Genomic DNA, 18,468 nt, shown 5'->3' with positions numbered 1-18,468 from the left:
GATGTCAGCATCCGGTTTTTTTTCAGGTCATTATCAGAAAAAACTGGCGACTCTGCTCGCCCGTTCCCGCAACTCGCTACCGCTAACCAACGTGAAATGGTTCGCTGCACTGGTTGGCAGTATGCTGTTACTTGGCAGTTGCTCTTCACAACCGCCGGGGCCGAAGGTTAACCCTCACCCCCCGGTCACAACGCCGCAACAGAGCAAAGAACCGGTTCGTGGTATCTGGCTGGCAACGGTTTCCCGTCTGGACTGGCCGCCAGTCTCATCCGTAAACATCAGTTCGCCCGCCATCCGCATCAGCCAGCAGCAAAAAGCGCTGACGGATAAGCTGGATAATCTGAAACGTCTTGGGATCAATACCGTTTTTTTCCAGGTGAAACCGGACGGCACTGCGCTGTGGCAATCCAAAATTCTCCCCTGGTCAGACACTCTGACCGGCACCATTGGCCAGGATCCTGGTTACGATCCGTTGCAATTTATGCTCGATGAGGCGCACAAACGCGGGATGAAAGTTCATGCCTGGTTTAACCCCTACCGTGTCTCCGTCAATACGAAGCCTTCAACGGTCGCAGAATTAAACCGCACGCTGTCGCAGAACCCGTCCAGCGTTTATGTTCTGCATCGGGACTGGATCCGTACATCGGGTGACCGTTTTGTACTGGACCCGGGTATTCCTGACGTGCGCGACTGGATAACCAGCATCGTGGCGGAAGTCGTTGAGAATTATCCGGTGGATGGCGTGCAGTTTGACGACTACTTCTATACCGAATCGCCGGGTTCGGCGCTTAACGACAGCCAGACTTTCAGACGGTATGGCCAGGGTTTTGATTCAAAAGCGGACTGGCGACGTCATAACACGCAACGGCTGATCGAACAGGTTTCACAGACCATCAAAAAGCTTAAGCCTGACGTGGAGTTTGGCGTCAGTCCTGCAGGCGTGTGGCGTAATCGCTCCCACGATCCGGCAGGCTCCGACACCCGTGGTGCGGCAGCGTATGATGAATCGTATGCCGATACCCGGCGCTGGGTGCAATTAGGTCTGTTGGATTACATCGCACCACAGCTGTACTGGCCTTTCGCCCGTGATGCGGCGCGTTATGATGTACTGGCAAAATGGTGGGCTGGCGTGGTGAAATCCACCAATACCCGCCTGTATATTGGCGTGGCGCTGTATAAAGTGGGTGAGCCGTCGCGAAAAGAACCGGACTGGACGATACAAGGCGGTGTGCCGGAGCTTAAAAAACAACTCGATCTGAACGAGTCTGAACCGAATATTAATGGCACTATCTTGTTTCGAGAGGACTATCTTAACCAACCGCAAACCCAGGAAGCCGTGACCTATATTCGTGACCGTTGGGGACGCTAAGTATTGCCGGGGGCTGGTGACCGGAGATAAACGCTGACGTAGCGGATAAATTTCCCGATAAACACCCCGGCGAGCACGCCACCGGTAATAATTGCCAACGCGCTCATTACCGGCTGGCGTAAAATATCGGGAGCGATAGCATTCAATACACCTTGTACATATTTGATGCCAAAGGCCAACATCATGAACGGTAATGCAGAGTAATCTGCCGGGCGATGAATGCTGCGTGGTGCGCTACTGCGTGTCAGACGACCGGGGTTTATCAACATATAGCCCACTATCGCGCCGCTAATAATACCAACCATCCACTGTAGATACGTACTGATGGACTGATTGCGGTAAGTGACTAAATCGTAAATATCCCAAAAAAGAAAGAGCGCCGGGATCAGTGCCAGCTTTTCCAGCGTAACGGTAGCGGGTACCCTGGCTTTAATCCCCCGAAATAACAGGAAGACCAACAAGACATACACCCACACCGGTGTGTGCACCAGCATCGCTACGACAAACTCAGCCATACTCCGGCTCCCGACGTGTTAACTACGTTAAGTGTAGCCTGGAGTTATCCGGGTGCAGACGATGCCCCCGGATACTTTACGTGGGGGTCAGGCCGCTGAAGGCTCCGGCAATTTGAAGGAGGAAACCAGTAACGCTAATTGTTCCGCCTCTTCTTTCAGTACCTGGGTTCGCGTGGCGGCATCATCAATCAACGATGCGTTTTGCTGCACAGTGCTGTCCATTTCGGTGACGGCGAGCGTGACTTCGGAAACGCCCTTACGTTGCTCGTCACCCGCGACACGGATTTCCCCCATCAGTTGGCTAACCTGACGCACGTTGTTGACCAGCTCTTCCAGGCGCTCACCTGCATTGTGGATTTGCTGGCTGCTGCTGCCAACATGCGAAACGGACTCATCAATCAACGCTTTGATTTCCTGGGCTGCAGTGGCACTGCGCTGTGCCAGGGTACGAACTTCAGAGGCAACAACCGCAAATCCTCTGCCTGCATCCCCTGCTCTGGCGGCTTCAACGGCGGCATTCAGCGCCAGGATATTGGTCTGGAATGCAATACTGTCGATGACCGCTACAATTTCCACCATTCTACCGGACGAGGCACTGACGTTATCCATTGTCGAGATCACACCTTGCATCACGTCGCCACAGCGATTCGCCGTTTGCGCAGTGTTGTCGGAAAGTTCATCTGCCAGTTGCGTGTTGCTCGCATTTTGATGAACGGTCGCATTTAATTGTTCCATCGCGGCCGAGCTCTCTTCCAGTGCAGCCGCCTGCTGAGTTACCCGTGAAGAAAGCTCCATGTTACTGTCGGCCAGGCTGACGGCGTTATTGGCTACCACCACGCTACTGCTTCTGACGGTGATCAGAATGGCGGAAATTTTATCGACGAACAGGTTAAAGGCTTCCGCGATATCTGAAATCTCATCTTTACCTCTAACATCCAGACGTCGGGTAAGATCGCCTTCACCCTGTGCGATATCATCGAGTGCGCGACGTGTATCATCGAGACGAGAGATCAAGCGACGCACCACCAGCCATGATCCTACCAGCAACACGGTCATAATCGGGATCAGCACTTCCAGCACATCCTGCATCATGACTTTGGCGAGGCCAACGATGCGCGTTTCCGGTGTCACCAGCCCTACGACCCAGCCAGTATCAGCCATCGGGAACAACATTACGCGTGACGGAGCATTCAGTACGTTATCGCTTTCCAGCGTGATGGTTTTCACGCCATCAGTCGCGCGCAGCGATTTCAGCCCGGCTTCTACCGGAGCCAGCCAGTGTGCGCTTTGCGCCAGATCGCTAAAGGTTTTGTATTTTGTCTGATCGGCCTGGGGGAAATAGAGGACCTGCCCCTGTTTATCAACCACAAATGCGTAGCCGCCGGTGCTGTTGCCTTGCTGCTGCATAAAGGTCGCTACGTTATCCAGACGAATATCGGTGGTGGCCACACCGGCAAACTTGCCGGCTAATTGATACGGAATACTGCACGTCACCATGTTCACGCCGGAACTGGCATCCTGGTAAACATCAGACCACAGGCAACTGTTCTGTGAGTGACCTTTGGCATGCTGATACCAACTTTCATTGTGATAACCGGCAGATCCTTCGGCATTATAATCATTCGAAAAATCAAGCTTGCCCTCAGCATTGCGCGCCCAGAAAAAGCTACGTTTATCTACTCCCGGGGTAAACGCGTTTGGCTCTGGCCAGATCCCGCCGCCGGTAATAATTGAGTGGCTGTCTTCGCCAATCAGGTGTGGAACCACGCTTTGATACAAAGACTCATCATTAGGCAGTACTTCGGCCAGTCGTGACAGACTGACGGTTTCGCCCTCGATTCGGGATAGCACAGTACTCAGTTGACGGGTTAAACCTTGCCCTGTTTCTTCTATCAGAGCGGTATTGATTTCGACGACGCGTGGCTGACCACGCCAGAGCATAATTGCAACAATAACAAGGGTGGTCACCGCAAGCAGCAGGATGCCGCCAATGGTTAACCGCGTTGAAATACGAGTAGGATACCAGGCCATACAAACTCCTTCTGCAAAAGGCTAACTTTTACCCAGTATCGGCACAGGAGTTTATATCTTTATAACGTTTTCTTAAGTCTTACGAAATAAATAAGTGACGTTGTCACATATAGCAAAACCCAGCACTCAGGCTGGGTTTTAATACATCGCTAATCTTATTTAGATAATTCTTTTTTGATTTCTTCTTTTATTTTACTTAATTCACTTTGCGGATGTTTTTTGCAAAGTTCAACGGTCAGAGGCACAGCTGTAGTGATGGTTTCGTTATAGTCAACGAAGTCGCCGCCTTTGAAGTCTTCGTCTTCATTCAGCACCCAGAAAGCAACCGGAGCCATAGTTTGCGGGTTCAAATCAATAAACTCCTGGCAGCTCATGCCTTTCGGAGTGACTTCAGTTTTAGCGTTATCAGTTGCTGCATTGACGCTTACACTGGTTAACAGCGCTGCGACCAGGATGCCTGCTGTAGAAAGGGAGAATTTATTCATTGTAGTACTCCATTTATAATCCAGATAATATCTACACTTGCGCTTTAAACCGTTAATGTAGTTCGCAAAAAATAATACTCCCACCGTCAGAAGAATAAATATTACGGCCATCGATATGGCTGAAATTTATATTTCACATTACTGATTCTGATGTCTGATAAGAAATGTTGCACACAATGTGATCGTTACGACGAAATCAGCAGATTCATCCCTCACTTATCCTACCTTTGCACCAAAACTGAACTACGCTGCACAAATGTTGATCATTGGTTAATGAAAATTGATGTTTTTTAACAAAGAACCCCGACGCAGCGCTGTCGCCGACCTGGCACGCGTCCTGCATTGTTAATCCGGTAACAGTGACGCGGTATCTGACAAACAACTAACAGCGAGATGGTAATGACATCAAAACCTGAGTTATTTGCCCGCATAGAAAGGACCTTTAGCCAGCTAACGCCCAGCGAAAAGCGCGTTGCCGGTTGGTTGTTAGCGCACGCTGCACAGATCCCTTTTGAAACGGCAGACGGCATCGCGAAAGCAGCAGGAACCAGTGGCATTACCGTCGGGCGCTACCTGCGTAAACTCGGGTTTCGTAACCTGGAAGATGCGAAAGCCAGCCTGCGTGAAATACCGGCTATTCCCTATCAGCCCTGGGGAATGAACGAGCGCCTGGACTCCTGGCACCAGCAGCAAAATCTACCTGACCGCGCACAACAGTCGCTGTTGCTGGAGATTGACGCTATCACCCACGTCTACCAACTGGCGCAAAGCGAGACATTTTTACGTATTGCGCAGCAATTGGCGCAGGCAGAAGCCGTTTATATCCTTGGGATCCAGTCCACCCGCGGGATCGCTAACGCCTTTTTTAGCCATCTGGAATATCTGCGCCCGAAAGTGAGTTACTCCGAAGGGCTTTCCGGTAGCTGGGTTGAGTCGCTGAACTCGGGATTTAATCAACCTTATGTCGTGATCACCGATACGCGCGCTTACTCGGCGACATCCCGACAATATTGCCGCGTTGCCAGTGAGCGCGGCATTCCTCTCGCGTTAATCACGGATGTATGGTGCCCCTGGGCCAGAGACTATGCCATTGATTTACTTCAGGTGAAAACGGATACCGGGCACTTCTGGGATTCACTTGCTCCGGTAAGTTGCCTGTTCAACTTATTACTCTCCGCGGTGGTGGCGCAACTGGGCGACTCCCTCGCGGGACGCCTGCAAACTAACCGCCAGTTACAACAACAATTTGGTCAATTCGAACAATAAACAGGAAACGTGCTATGTCAGATACCCCAGAACTGGTCGATTTGTCGGTGATTTTCCCGTCACTGCATATCGACCTGAAATACGCTACAGCCGATAACATTACCGGCGCGCCCATCTACCAGGAAGCGCGCTGCCTGCTGCATTCCGAGGCCGTCACTGCACTGGCTAAAAGCATCAGCATCGCGCAGCTGGCGGGTTTGTCATTGGTGGTGTATGACGCCTACCGCCCACAGCAGGCGCAGGCGATACTGTGGAATGCCTGTCCGGATCCGCAGTATGTGGTGGATGTGGCGATCGGTTCGAATCACAGCCGGGGTACGGCCATTGACGTCACGCTGATGGACGCTCGCGGTAATGTGCTCGATATGGGGGCTGGTTTTGATGAAATGCATGACCGTTCCCATGCCTGGCACCCTTCAGTTCCTCCGGCTGCGCAGCGTAATCGACTGCTGCTCAATGCCATCATGTTCGGCGGCGGTTTTGTCGGCATCAACAGCGAGTGGTGGCATTTCGAACTGCCAAATGCCGCGCGTTACCCGCTGCTTGACGATCAAATAGCTTGTTACACTGTCACGTCTATAACAACACAACATCCCCTTTAATTCTGGAGCCTGGTTATGAAGACTACACCTGCGTTAACCTCGTTTTTTCGCCCCGCTCTGTTAGCCGTTGCGCTGGCGGTCGCGTTGCCTGCCGCACAGGCCGCCGTCCCTAAAGATATGCTGGTTATCGGTAAAGCCGCCGATCCACAAACGCTCGACCCCGCAGTAACAATCGATAACAACGACTGGACGGTGACCTATCCCTCATATCAGCGTTTGGTTCAGTACAAAACAGAGGGCGGCAAAGGTTCCACGGAAGTTGAAGGTGATTTGGCCAGCGGCTGGAAAGCGTCTGATGACCAAAAAGAATGGATCTTTACCCTGAAAAGCGATGCAAAATTCGCCGACGGCACGCCAGTGACCGCTGATGCAGTAAAACAATCTTTTGAGCGCTTGCTCAAGATCGGTCAAGGGCCGGCTGAGGCATTTCCGAAAGATCTGAAAGTTGATGCCATCGACAACAACACGGTGAAATTTACCCTTAGCCAACCATTCGCGCCGTTCTTATATACGCTGGCAAATGACGGCGCCTCAATTATCAACCCGGCGATTTTAAAAGAGCATGCCGCTGATGATGCCCGTGGATTTCTGGCACAAAATACGGCTGGGTCTGGTCCCTTCATGTTGAAGAGCTGGCAAAAAGGACAACAACTGGTACTGGTACCCAACCCACATTATTCCGGCCCTAAACCCACGTTTAAACGCGTATCGGTCAAGATCATCGGAGAAAGCGCTTCCCGTCGTTTGCAACTGTCCCGTGGCGATATCGACATTGCCGATGCGCTTCCTGTTGACCAGCTTGCTGCCTTAAAACAGGAAGGTAAAGTCAACGTGGCGGATTATCCCTCGTTGCGCGTCACCTATCTGTATCTGAATAACAGTAAAGCGCCGCTCAATCAGGTGGATTTGCGCCGCGCCATCTCGTGGGCCACCGATTATAAAGGCATGGTAAATGGGATCCTCAGCGGTAACGGCAAGCAGATGCGTGGCCCTATTCCTGAGGGGATGTGGGGTTTTGATGACAAGGCCATGCAGTACAGCTTTGATGAAGCGAAAGCAAAAGAAACATTAGGTAACGTTGCCAACAAACCCGAAACCCTGAGCTTTCTGTATTCCGATAACGATCCTAACTGGGAGCCAATTGCGCTCTCCACTCAGGCCAGCCTCGGCAAGTTAGGCATTAAGGTGAAACTGGAAAAACTGGCGAATGCCACCATGCGCGATCGCGTCGGTAAAGGTGACTATGACATTGCCATCGGTAACTGGAGCCCGGACTTTGCTGACCCGTACATGTTCATGAACTACTGGTTCGAGTCGGATAAGAAAGGCTTGCCGGGTAACCGTTCATTCTATGAAAACAGTGAGGTCGATAAGTTGCTGCGCAGCGCGCTGGCCACCACCGACCAGGTCGCCAGAACCAATGATTACCAGCAGGCGCAAACCATCGTCATTGATGAAGCGGCTTACGTCTATTTATTCCAGAAAAACTACCAGCTGGCGATGAATAAAGACGTCAAAGGTTTTGTCTTCAACCCCATGCTGGAACAGGTCTTCAATATCTCCACCATGAGTAAATAAACCACATTAATGCGGAGCCGATTTGGCTCCGCAAGGGGAAGCCAATGACCTTCTGGAGCATTTTACGCCAGCGATGCTGGGGACTTATCCTGGTGGTTGCCGGTGTCTGTGTAATCACTTTTATTATTTCACACCTGATCCCGGGCGACCCTGCACGACTGCTGGCCGGCGATCGCGCCAGTGATGAAATTGTCGAAAATATTCGCCAACAGCTGGGACTGAATCAGCCGCTGTATATTCAGTTTTTCCGTTACGTCAGCGATATTTTTCAGGGTGATTTAGGCACATCCATTCGCACCGGCCGTCCGGTGCTGGATGAACTGCGCGTATTCTTCCCTGCCACTCTTGAATTGGCCTTCTGCTCTCTGCTGCTGGCGCTGATCATCGGTATCCCGCTGGGTATTCTGTCTGCTGTCTGGCGCAACCGTTGGCTCGACCACCTCGTCCGCCTGATGGCGATCACCGGTATTTCGACCCCGGCATTCTGGTTGGGCCTCGGCGTTATCGTGCTGTTTTATGGCCATTTGCAGATTTTACCCGGCGGCGGACGGCTTGATGACTGGCTCGATCCCCCCACGCACGTCACCGGTTTTTATCTGGTTGATGCGCTACTGGAAGGCAACGCCGAGGTCTTTTTCAATGCGCTGCAGCACCTGATCCTGCCGTCGCTGACGCTGGCCTTTGTGCACTTAGGGATCGTTGCCCGACAGATTCGCTCCGCCATGCTGGAACAACTGGGCGAAGATTATATCCGCACCGCGCGTGCCAGTGGTTTACCGGGTTGGTACATCATTTTGTGTTATGCACTGCCGAATGCGTTGATTCCGTCAATAACCGTGCTGGGTCTGGCCCTGGGCGATCTGCTCTATGGCGCGGTACTGACCGAAACGGTCTTTGCCTGGCCGGGCATGGGCGCCTGGGTTGTGACCTCTATTCAGGCGCTTGATTTCCCGGCCGTGATGGGATTTGCCGTGGTGGTCTCCTTCGCCTATGTGCTGGTTAACCTGGTGGTGGATTTGCTCTATCTGTGGGTAGATCCTCGAATTGGACGTGGAGGCGCACAATGATGCTCACACAAGAAACACCAGCGGTCCCGCAGACCGTCCGCCGTCGCACGGACTGGGCCAAATTGTTCTGGATGATGAAAAGCAGCCCGCTGACGCTGATTGGCGGCGTCATTATTGTACTGATGCTACTGTTAATGGTGCTCTCTCCGTGGATCACCCCTTACGATCCTAACGCCATCGATCTGACCGCTCGCCTGTTGCCACCGTCGGCCAGCCACTGGTTTGGCACCGATGAAGTGGGTCGTGATCTGTTCAGCCGCGTCCTGGTCGGAAGTCAGCAGTCAATTGTCGCCGGTCTGGTGGTGGTGGGTATCGCTGGCGGGCTGGGCTCGCTGTTGGGATGCCTGTCTGGCGTGATGGGCGGACGTGCCGATGCGATCATCATGCGTATGATGGATGTTATGCTGTCCATTCCTTCGCTGGTACTGACAATGGCACTGGCCGCTGCATTAGGGCCAAGCCTGTTCAACGCCATGCTGGCGATTGCGATTGTGCGTATTCCTTTCTATGTACGCCTCGCCCGCGGTCAAACGTTGGTCGTTCGTCAGTTTACTTATGTACAGGCCGCGCGAACCTATGGTGCATCACGCTGGCATCTGATCAGCTGGCATATTTTACGCAATTCACTTCCCCCGCTGATTGTGCAGGCATCACTGGATATTGGCAGTGCGATCCTGATGGCCGCCACGCTCGGATTTATTGGCCTCGGCGCCCAACAACCCAGCGCTGAATGGGGCGCAATGGTGGCAATTGGTAGAAACTACGTGCTTGACCAGTGGTGGTATTGCGCATTTCCTGGTGCCGCCATTCTGATTACCGCCGTGGGCTTTAATCTCTTTGGTGATGGTATTCGCGATCTGCTGGATCCGAAAGCCGGAGGAAAACAGTCATGACACAACCTGTCCTGGAGATCGAGAATTTACATCTGAGCTTCCCCGGTTATAAAGCGGATGTGCATGCGCTGAATCATGTGTCGCTGCATATCAACCGGGGTGAAATTGTCGGCGTGGTTGGTGAGTCTGGCTCAGGGAAATCCGTCACGGCCATGCTCGCCATGCGTCTGTTACCCGAAGGAAGCTATCGTATCCATCAGGGGCGCGTTACGCTGTTGGGTGAAGATGTTTTAACTGCCAGCGAAAAACAAATGCGCCAGTGGCGCGGCCAGCGCGTGGCGATGATTTTCCAGGAGCCGATGACGGCGTTGAATCCAACACGACGAATCGGCCAGCAAATGGTGGAGGTCATCCGTCACCATCAGGCATTGAGCCGCACGGATGCCCGGCAGAAAGCCATTGCGTTACTGGAAGAAATGCAAATCCCGGATGCCCCGGAAGTAATGTCCCGCTTCCCGTTTGAGCTTTCTGGGGGGATGCGTCAGCGCGTGATGATTGCGCTCGCGTTTTCCTGTGAGCCAGACCTGATCATTGCCGATGAACCCACCACCGCGCTGGATGTCACGGTACAGCTTCAGGTGCTGCGATTACTGAAGCGTAAAGCGCGGGCCAGCGGTACCGCCGTGTTGTTTATCAGCCATGATATGGCCGTCGTCTCGCAATTGTGTGACCGGTTATACGTTATGTATGCCGGGAGCGTGATTGAAAGCGGCCCGACGCAAACCGTTATTCAGCACCCCACACATCCCTACTCTATTGGCCTCCTGAAGTGTGCGCCTGAGCACGGTGAACCGCGTGCTTTGCTCCCCGCGATTCCGGGTACCGTACCGAATTTAACCTGTTTACCCGTCGGATGTGCGTTCCGCGATCGCTGCTTTGCCGCGGGGCCTCGCTGTGAAGAAACACCTGATTTATGCAGCCAGGGCGGTGCGGATCAACAATCCGCCTGCTGGTACCCACAACTGGAGACGACACATGTCTGATATTTTACTGGACCTGCAGGATGTTCATATTAACTTCCCCGCGCGAAAAAACTGGCTCGGCAAAGTAACAGAGCGGGTGCATGCACTCAACGGTCTGGATTTACAAATCCGCCAGGGGGAAACGCTGGGGATTGTTGGCGAATCCGGCTGCGGTAAAAGTACGCTGGCACAACTGCTGATGGGGATGCTCAAACCGAGCCAGGGGCACTATTCTTGCGGCGGTGGCAAACAGCATAACGGTATGCAGATGGTCTTTCAGGACCCGCTTTCATCCCTGGACCCGCGCTTGCCGGTATGGCGAATAATCACTGAACCGGTATGGATCCAAAAGCGTAGCCCTGAACGCGAACGCCGCGCCCTGGCTGAGGATTTGGCTCGACAGGTAGGGATTCGTCCGGAATACCTCGAGCGCCTGCCGCATGCCTTTTCTGGCGGACAGCGCCAGCGTATTGCCATCGCCCGCGCGCTGTCATCGGAGCCGGATGTGATCGTCCTTGATGAGCCGACGTCGGCACTGGATATTTCGGTACAGGCGCAAATCCTCAATCTGCTGGTTGCATTGCAGGCACGCCGGAATCTGACTTTTGTGCTGATATCGCATAACGTATCGGTCGTACGGCATATGAGCGACCGCGTGGCGGTGATGTACCTTGGGCAAATTGTTGAGCTGGGCGATGCGCAACAGGTTCTCTCGCATCCGGCGCATCCTTACACCCGTCTGTTGCTGGATTCGGTGCCTAAAACGGGTACGCCGCTGGCTGAAGACCTGGTCCTGCGTAAAACCGAACTCCCCGGCAACAGGACGCTACCGCAAGGCTGTTTTTTCCGCGACAGATGCCCGCTGGCAACCCACGGATGTGAAAAAAAACAGACATTACTGAAAAATGAAACCGGACGCGAAGTTCGTTGTTGGCGGGCCATTGACATCTGCTGACTACGCATTTTCATGCGAGATACGCCTTTTTCAGCGCGTCCACCAGCATTCCCGACGCGGTTGATAATTTATGGTGTGCCGAACGCAGCACCCCGATCCGCCGCTGGATCACGGGACCGTCAAGCTCTATACAGGTTGCGCCAAGTTCCGTCATTTGTGTTCGACACAGTGCGGGAACTGCGCTGCCGCCTAATCCGTTTGCCACCATACGGCCAACGGTCACCAGTTGATGGCTTTCCAGCGCCACGTCCAGCGTATGTCCGCTTTGCACCAGTTGTTCTTCCAGCATCAGGCGCACGGCAGATGGGCGTTGCAGCGTAATAAAATCCAGCGTCAGCAGTTCGCGCCACGCAATACGCTCTCGCCCCGCCAGCCTGGATGTTGGCGGGACGATCGCCACAAAACGATCGACACCGAGCGGCGTGAAGTGCAGTTGCCCTGAATAATCAGGCTCGAAGGCGATCCCCATCTCCACCCGCCCTTCACTCACCATTTCAATGACCTGTTCGTTGATCACATCGTGAACCGTCACGTTAATACCGGAATAGCAATCCCGAAAGGTTTTCAGTACCTGTGGCAGGACGTTAGCCGCAAACGAAGGCATGGCAGCAATGGAGATTTTACCGCGTTGCAGTGTAAAGCGCTGGCGCATTGCTTCTTCCGTATTCTCCCAGTCCGCCAGCAGTTGTCGCCCCATATTCAGCAGCGTTTCTCCTTCCTGCGTCAGGGTCACTTTGCGGGTGGTTCTCAACAGTAACGCCCCGCCCAGCGAGTCCTCAAGTCCTTTAATCGCCAGGCTTAATGCGGGCTGCGACATATTCAGTCTTTCACTGGCATGAGCAAAATTCAGAGTGTGAGCTACCGCTAAAAACGCGCGTAACTGTTTGATGCTCATTCCCATTTCGCATTCCTTTAACTTATTGAATACCTTTAATTAACATTAAATTGATAAAAAAACCCAATGAGTGAGTCACAAATTTAAAATTAACAAATCATTTTTCACCCCCAATGATGTCGGCAAGGACAACTGGAGGGACAAGTGTATGGCTGGACTGGATAAACGTGTCGCCACGTATCAGGAGGCGCTGGCAGGGCTGACCGACAATATGACGCTGCTGGCGGGCGGTTTTGGCTTATGCGGCATTCCTGAAAACCTGATTGCCGAAGTACGCCGTCGGGAGGTTCAGGGACTGACCGTCGTTTCAAACAACTGCGGCGTGGATGGTTTTGGCCTCGGTGTGCTGCTGGAAACACGTCAGGTACGTAAAGTGGTAGCGTCCTATGTTGGCGAAAATGCGCTGTTTGAAAAGCAGGTACTGAGCGGTGAACTGGAAGCCATTCTGACCCCACAGGGCACGCTGGCTGAGCAGTTACGTGCCGGCGGCGCAGGGATCCCGGCGTTTTTCACCGCCACAGGATACGGTACACCTGTTGCCGAAGGCAAAGAGGTACGTGAATTTGACGGCCGTCCTTACATTATGGAACAGGCGATTACCGGTGATTTTGCGCTGGTCAAAGGCTGGAAAGCCGACTGGTACGGCAACGTTATTTATCGCCACACCGCACAGAATTTTAATCCACTGATGGCCGCCGCCGGGCGTATTACCGTCGTGGAAGTCGAAGAAATTGTCCCTCCCGGCGAGCTGGACCCCGCCGCAATTCATACCCCGGGAATTTTCGTAAACCGCATCATTCAGGGGCAGTTTGAAAAACGCATTGAACAACGCACCCTGCGCCAGAAAGGAGCCTGACATGTTAACACGTGAACAAATGGCGATGCGTGTCGCCCGGGAACTGCGCGACGGTTATTACGTCAACCTTGGGATCGGTATTCCAACTTTAGTGGCCAATTATATTCCCGATGGTATGGACGTGATGCTCCAGTCTGAGAACGGTCTGCTGGGGATGGGCCCGTTTCCGACCGAAGACGAAATTGATGCTGACATGATCAACGCCGGTAAACAGACCGTGACGGCGCGCAAAGGCGCGGCGATCTTCGACTCGGCGCAATCTTTCGCCATGATCCGCGGCGGTCACGTTGACCTGACGGTGCTCGGCGCGTTTGAAGTGGATGTTAACGGCAATATCGCCTCATGGATGATCCCCAGAAAAATGGTGAAAGGCATGGGTGGCGCGATGGACCTGGTGGCCGGGGCTGAAAACATCATTGTGGTGATGACGCATGCGTCCAAAAACGGTGAGTCCAAGCTGCTCCCCGCCTGCACCCTGCCATTAACCGGCGTGGCCTGCATTAAACGCGTGCTTACCGACCTGGCGTTACTGGAGATCGCCGATGGCGCGTTCATTCTGCGCGAACGTGCGCCGGGCATCAGTGTGGATGAGATTGTCGCCAGAACAGCCGGCAAGCTGATCGTTCCCGAAAACGTCCCCGAAATGCAATTTAGCTGAGGAGCTGACCATGCAGGATGTTGTTATTGTCGCCGCAACGCGCACACCCATTGGCAGTTTCCACGGGGCGCTGGCACCGCTCAGTGCCGTGGAACTGGGGGCAGTGGTGATCAGCTCTCTGTTGGAAAAAACCGCCGTCGCGCCGGAGCAAATTGACGAGGTGATCCTGGGGCAGGTTCTGACGGCGGGCAGCGGCCAGAATCCGGCCAGACAGACAGCATTACGGGCTGGCTTGCCGGTGACGGTCCCTGCGCTAACCATCAATCTGGTATGTGGTTCAGGTCTGAAAGCGGTGCAACAGGCGGTGCAGGCTATCCGCTGCGGTGATGCGGACATCATCATTGCCGGAGGCCAGGAAAGCATGAGCAATGCGCCCTATTTTCTCGACGGCGCACGCTCGGGTCTGCGTCTGGGGCATGCCAGTCTGAAAGACAGCGTGGTACACGACGGGTTGTGGGATGCGTTTAACGACTACCACATGGGCATTACTGCAGAAAATCTGGCGGATAAATTCGTTATCAGTCGCGAGCAGCAGGATGCCTTTGCGCTGCAGTCTCAGCAGAAAGCCGCGGCGGCAATTGAAGCTGGTCGATTCAATGCAGAAATCACGCCGGTCAGTGTTCCACAAGGGAAAAAACCACCACGTTTGGTTGAGCGTGATGAACAATCGCGCCCGGATACTCAGGCGGAGAAACTGGCACAACTGAAACCGGCTTTTCGTCCTGGTAATGGCACAGTGACCGCCGGGAACGCCTCATCAATCAACGACGGCGCGGCGGCGGTGATGCTGATGAGCGCCGCCAAAGCAACAGAACTTAAGCTGCCGGTTCTTGCCCGGGTGGCGGGTTACGCCGTTTCCGGTGTCGACCCGGCCATTATGGGCATTGGGCCGGTAGAGGCGTCACTCCAGTGCCTGAAGCGAGCGGGCTGGACGTTGAATGATGTCGATCTCATTGAAGCCAACGAAGCCTTCGCCGCACAGGCGCTGGCGGTTGGCGAATCCCTGAACTGGGACAGCGACCGGGTGAACGTAAACGGCGGTGCGATTGCGCTGGGTCATCCGATTGGTGCCTCTGGCTGCCGCATTCTGGTGACCCTGTTACATGAAATGGCGCGCAGTAACGCGACCAAAGGGCTGGCTACGCTGTGCGTAGGCGGCGGTCAGGGCGTCGCGCTGGCGGTAGAGCGTTCAACAGGAGAACAGCATGCAAAATAATCACTTTAGCGTCCTGGGCGCGGGTTTAATGGGCGTCGGCATTGCCACCCATTTTGCCCGTTTTGGCCATAATATCTGGTTATTTGATACCGATAGCGACCGGATTGCTGAAATTAACGCCGTTGCCGGGAGCATTCTCGATGAGCTGATCGCGACTGACCAGTTTCACGCAGAGGAAAAAGCGTCGGTTCTGAGTCGCTTGCACGGTACGACTTCGCTGCAGGATATCGCCACCGCGCAATTACTGATTGAAGCGATCCCGGAACGACTCGAGCTCAAACACGCACTGTATGCACAACTGGAAGCATTAATCGCCCCAGATGCGGTGATCGCCAGTAATACCAGTGGCCTGCCGCCGGATGCGCTGGCAGAAAAACTCACCCACCCCGAACGGTTGCTGATCGCCCATTTCTGGCATCCCCCCCACTTTATTCCGCTGGTTGAAATTGTGCCGGGTTCAGCAACGAAACCAGAATATCTCAGCGAGTTGCAACGTCTGTTGCTCTCGATGCAACTGGAAGCGGTGGTGCTCGATCGCGCCGCACCGGGGTTTGTCGGTAACCGTTTGCAATTCGCACTGCTGCGTGAAGCGCTGCATATCGTCAAAAGCGGGATCGCCAGCGCGGAAGTGGTGGATCAGGTGATGCGCGCCTCCCTCGGGCGTCGCTATGCGATGGTTGGTCCGCTGGAGGCGGCTGATATGACCGGGCTGTCTACGGTGCAGGATATTTGTCGGCATCTGCTCCCGGAGCTGGCCACCGGCAGCGACATGATGTCACTTGTTGCTGACAAGGTTGCCAACGGCGACACCGGCTTGCGCAGTGGTCAGGGGTTTTATCGCTGGGATGATTCGCGCAAGGAATACATCCAGCAACGCCGTGAACATCAACTGCGCTTTGCCCTGAAGCCATAACGTCTCTTTCTGTACCCCACTATAATAATAAGGAGTCATGATGAGTGTATTAATCGCCCTGGCAGCGCTGGGCTTGCTGATGCTGGCAGCCTATCGCGGATACAGCGTTATCCTGTTTGCCCCCATCGCGGCATTAGGTGCTGTTCTGCTTACGGAACCGAGCGCCGTCGGCCCCGCCTTCACCGGTCTGTTTATGGAAAAAATGGTCGGTTTTGTAAAGCTTTACTTCCCGGTGTTCCTGCTGGGAGCGGTGTTTGGCAAGTTAATCGAGTTATCCGGTTTTTCCCGTTCAATCGTTGCTGCTGCCATCAACATTCTCGGACGTCGTCACGCCATTCCGGTGATTGTGCTGGTATGTGCTCTCCTGACCTACGGCGGTGTGTCGCTGTTCGTAGTGGCCTTTGCGGTGTATCCGTTCGCGGCTGAACTATTCCGTCAAAGTAATATTCCGAAGCGCCTGATCCCGGCAACCGTGGCGCTGGGGGCATTCTCTTTCACGATGGATGCCCTGCCGGGGACGCCGCAGATCCAGAACATCATTCCAACCAGCTTCTTTGGGACTAACGCCTGGGCCGCGCCGTGGCTGGGGCTGATTGGCTCGCTCTTTATTATCTTTGTTGGCCTGATGTACCTCGAGCGCCAGCGTCGGAAAGCGCAGGCTAAAAATGAAGGCTATGGCACTGAGCTGTTAAACGAGCCGGAGACGCCGGATAACATTAACCTGCCAAACCCGATTATTGCTATTTCTCCGCTGATCCTGGTGGGTGTGTTTAACCTGCTGTTTACCCGCTGGATCCCGCAGTGGTATGGCGCAACGCATCAATTGGAACTCCCGGGGCTTGCCAAACCTATTACCACTGAAGTGGGGAAAATTACGGCTATTTGGGCGGTAGAAGCGGCATTGATATCGGGGATCCTGCTGGTGGTGGTGTTCGGCTATCGCAATATAAAAGGTCGCCTGGCGGAAGGCAGCCGAACGGCGGTTGGCGGCGCTATCCTGGCCGCGATGAATACCGCATCAGAATACGGTTTTGGCGCAGTGATCGCCGCCCTGCCGGGATTTCTGGTGTTGTCGAAAGCGCTGGCTGCGATTCCCGATCCGTTGCTCAATGAAGCGATCAGCATTACCACGCTTGCCGGGATCACCGGCTCGGCATCCGGCGGGATGAGTATTGCGCTCGCGGCGATGTCTGATACGTTCATTGCTGCCGCCCATGCCGCCAATATTCCACTTGAAGTCTTCCACCGCGTCGCATCGATGGCAAGCGGCGGCATGGACACTCTGCCACATAACGGCGCGGTCATTACCCTGCTGGCGATTACCGGCCTCAGCCATCGTCAGGCGTACGGCGGGATTTTTGCCATCACCGTAATCAAAAGCCTGGCCGTGCTGTTTGTGATCGGCGTTTTCTACACCACCGGAATTGTTTAAGGAGAATCATCATGAACTTAACGGGAAAAGTTGCCCTGGTTACCGGCTCTACCAGCGGTATCGGATTAGGCATCGCGCAGGTACTGGCGCAGGCGGGCGCGACGCTGATCCTCAACGGATTTGGTGATGTCAATGCCGCCAAAGATGCCGTTGCGCAATATGGCAAAACGCCAGGCTATCATGGCGCGGACTTAAGCGATGAAGCGCAAATTGCCGACATGATGCGTTATGCCGAAAGCGAATTCGGTGGTGTGGATATTCTGGTCAACAACGCCGGGATCCAGCACGTTTCACCGGTAGAGACTTTTCCGGTTGATAAGTGGAACGCGATTATCGCCATTAACCTCTCTTCTGTTTTTCATACCACGCGCCTGGCGCTTCCCGGCATGCGTACGCGTAACTGGGGACGCATCATCAATATCGCCTCTGTTCATGGTCTGGTGGCCTCAAAAGACAAATCTGCTTATGTGGCAGCGAAGCATGGCGTGGTGGGTTTAACCAAAACCATTGCGCTTGAAACCGCGCAGACGGGAATCACCTGCAATGCACTGTGTCCCGGCTGGGTGTTGACCCCGCTGGTCCAACAGCAGATCGACAAACGTATTGCTGATGGTGCAGAGCCCGCTGCGGCGCGTGACGCTCTGCTGGCGGAAAAGCAGCCGTCACGCGAATTTGTCACGCCGGAACAGTTGGGTGAGCTGGCGCTATTTCTGTGCTCAGACGGCGCAGCGCAGGTGCGCGGCGTAGCGTGGAATATGGATGGCGGCTGGGTGGC

18 protein-coding genes are annotated in these 18,468 nt (G+C 54.2%); 14 read left to right on the top strand and 4 right to left on the bottom strand.

The window, feature by feature from the left end; all coding sequences use genetic code 11:
• The first annotated feature begins 1 nt into the window (after position 1).
• On the top strand, positions 2–1,369 hold the full coding sequence (locus FDX03_RS12985) for a glycoside hydrolase family 10 protein (protein WP_061067895.1): 1,368 nt from the start codon (positions 2–4) through the stop codon (positions 1,367–1,369).
• Here the strand turns inward: FDX03_RS12985 and FDX03_RS12980 are convergent.
• The 3 genes from FDX03_RS12980 to hdeB form a co-directional block, all read right to left on the bottom strand.
• The gene (locus FDX03_RS12980; protein ID WP_116360091.1) at positions 1,366–1,884 is read right to left on the bottom strand and encodes a hypothetical protein; all 519 of its coding nucleotides are present in this window, start codon (positions 1,882–1,884) and stop codon (positions 1,366–1,368) included. The genes FDX03_RS12985 and FDX03_RS12980 overlap by 4 nt on opposite strands.
• Before the next feature lie 87 nt (positions 1,885–1,971).
• Positions 1,972–3,915, bottom strand: a complete 1,944-nt coding sequence (locus FDX03_RS12975) for a methyl-accepting chemotaxis protein (protein ID WP_137346017.1) — start codon at positions 3,913–3,915, stop codon at positions 1,972–1,974.
• Positions 3,916–4,070: 155 nt separating this feature from the next.
• Positions 4,071–4,400 (bottom strand): acid-activated periplasmic chaperone HdeB, encoded by a 330-nt coding sequence (gene hdeB, locus FDX03_RS12970; protein ID WP_005122660.1) that lies wholly within the window; start codon positions 4,398–4,400, stop codon positions 4,071–4,073.
• A gap of 399 nt (positions 4,401–4,799) precedes the next feature.
• Between hdeB and FDX03_RS12965 the strand changes: the two genes are divergently transcribed.
• From FDX03_RS12965 to FDX03_RS12935, 7 genes are read left to right on the top strand one after another with little or no spacing between them, the layout of a single operon-like run.
• Positions 4,800–5,666, top strand: coding sequence for a MurR/RpiR family transcriptional regulator (locus FDX03_RS12965; protein ID WP_048211666.1), 867 nt, complete (start codon positions 4,800–4,802; stop codon positions 5,664–5,666).
• A gap of 14 nt (positions 5,667–5,680) precedes the next feature.
• Positions 5,681–6,268: a D-alanyl-D-alanine dipeptidase gene (gene ddpX, locus FDX03_RS12960; RefSeq protein WP_115602051.1), complete on the top strand. Its 588-nt coding sequence runs from the start codon at positions 5,681–5,683 to the stop codon at positions 6,266–6,268.
• Positions 6,269–6,283: 15 nt separating this feature from the next.
• Entirely contained in the window at positions 6,284–7,846 is a 1,563-nt protein-coding gene (locus FDX03_RS12955; protein ID WP_137346016.1) for an ABC transporter substrate-binding protein, read from the top strand.
• A gap of 44 nt (positions 7,847–7,890) precedes the next feature.
• Positions 7,891–8,913, top strand: a complete 1,023-nt coding sequence (locus FDX03_RS12950; RefSeq protein WP_061067898.1) for an ABC transporter permease — start codon at positions 7,891–7,893, stop codon at positions 8,911–8,913.
• Positions 8,910–9,806 (top strand): D,D-dipeptide ABC transporter permease, encoded by an 897-nt coding sequence (gene ddpC, locus FDX03_RS12945; RefSeq protein ID WP_137346015.1) that lies wholly within the window; start codon positions 8,910–8,912, stop codon positions 9,804–9,806. The genes FDX03_RS12950 and ddpC overlap by 4 nt, the downstream gene beginning before the upstream one ends.
• Entirely contained in the window at positions 9,803–10,789 is a 987-nt protein-coding gene (locus tag FDX03_RS12940; protein ID WP_048211661.1) for an ABC transporter ATP-binding protein, read from the top strand. Before ddpC ends, FDX03_RS12940 begins: the two co-directional genes overlap by 4 nt.
• Entirely contained in the window at positions 10,782–11,723 is a 942-nt protein-coding gene (locus FDX03_RS12935; RefSeq protein WP_137346014.1) for an ABC transporter ATP-binding protein, read from the top strand. Before FDX03_RS12940 ends, FDX03_RS12935 begins: the two co-directional genes overlap by 8 nt.
• A gap of 10 nt (positions 11,724–11,733) precedes the next feature.
• On the opposite strand, the gene FDX03_RS12930 is transcribed toward FDX03_RS12935, so the two are convergent.
• Positions 11,734–12,624 (bottom strand): LysR family transcriptional regulator, encoded by an 891-nt coding sequence (locus FDX03_RS12930; protein ID WP_061067901.1) that lies wholly within the window; start codon positions 12,622–12,624, stop codon positions 11,734–11,736.
• Between the two features lie 142 nt (positions 12,625–12,766).
• On the opposite strand from FDX03_RS12930, the gene FDX03_RS12925 reads away from it, so the two are divergent.
• The 6 genes from FDX03_RS12925 to FDX03_RS12900 all read left to right on the top strand — a co-directional run.
• Complete coding sequence (locus FDX03_RS12925; protein ID WP_048211658.1) at positions 12,767–13,474, top strand: CoA transferase subunit A; 708 nt, start codon at positions 12,767–12,769, stop codon at positions 13,472–13,474.
• Position 13,475: 1 nt separating this feature from the next.
• A complete protein-coding gene (locus FDX03_RS12920; RefSeq protein WP_115643398.1) occupies positions 13,476–14,132 on the top strand; it encodes a CoA transferase subunit B in 657 nt (218 codons plus the stop codon).
• Positions 14,133–14,142: 10 nt separating this feature from the next.
• The gene (locus FDX03_RS12915; protein WP_137346013.1) at positions 14,143–15,348 is read left to right on the top strand and encodes an acetyl-CoA C-acetyltransferase; all 1,206 of its coding nucleotides are present in this window, start codon (positions 14,143–14,145) and stop codon (positions 15,346–15,348) included.
• Complete coding sequence (locus FDX03_RS12910; protein ID WP_061067904.1) at positions 15,338–16,261, top strand: 3-hydroxyacyl-CoA dehydrogenase family protein; 924 nt, start codon at positions 15,338–15,340, stop codon at positions 16,259–16,261. The genes FDX03_RS12915 and FDX03_RS12910 overlap by 11 nt, the downstream gene beginning before the upstream one ends.
• A gap of 37 nt (positions 16,262–16,298) precedes the next feature.
• A complete protein-coding gene (locus FDX03_RS12905; protein WP_197081310.1) occupies positions 16,299–17,693 on the top strand; it encodes a GntP family permease in 1,395 nt (464 codons plus the stop codon).
• Between the two features lie 11 nt (positions 17,694–17,704).
• Positions 17,705–18,468 (top strand): 3-hydroxybutyrate dehydrogenase (locus tag FDX03_RS12900; protein ID WP_137346036.1); only part of this gene is annotated, 764 nt, incomplete at its 3' end.

It is taken from the genome of Citrobacter sp. wls827, from assembly GCF_005280875.1.
Taxonomy (GTDB): domain Bacteria; phylum Pseudomonadota; class Gammaproteobacteria; order Enterobacterales; family Enterobacteriaceae; genus Citrobacter; species Citrobacter youngae.
Note: the sequence above shows the minus strand (reverse complement) of the source record. Positions and strands in the feature narration are given on the sequence as shown.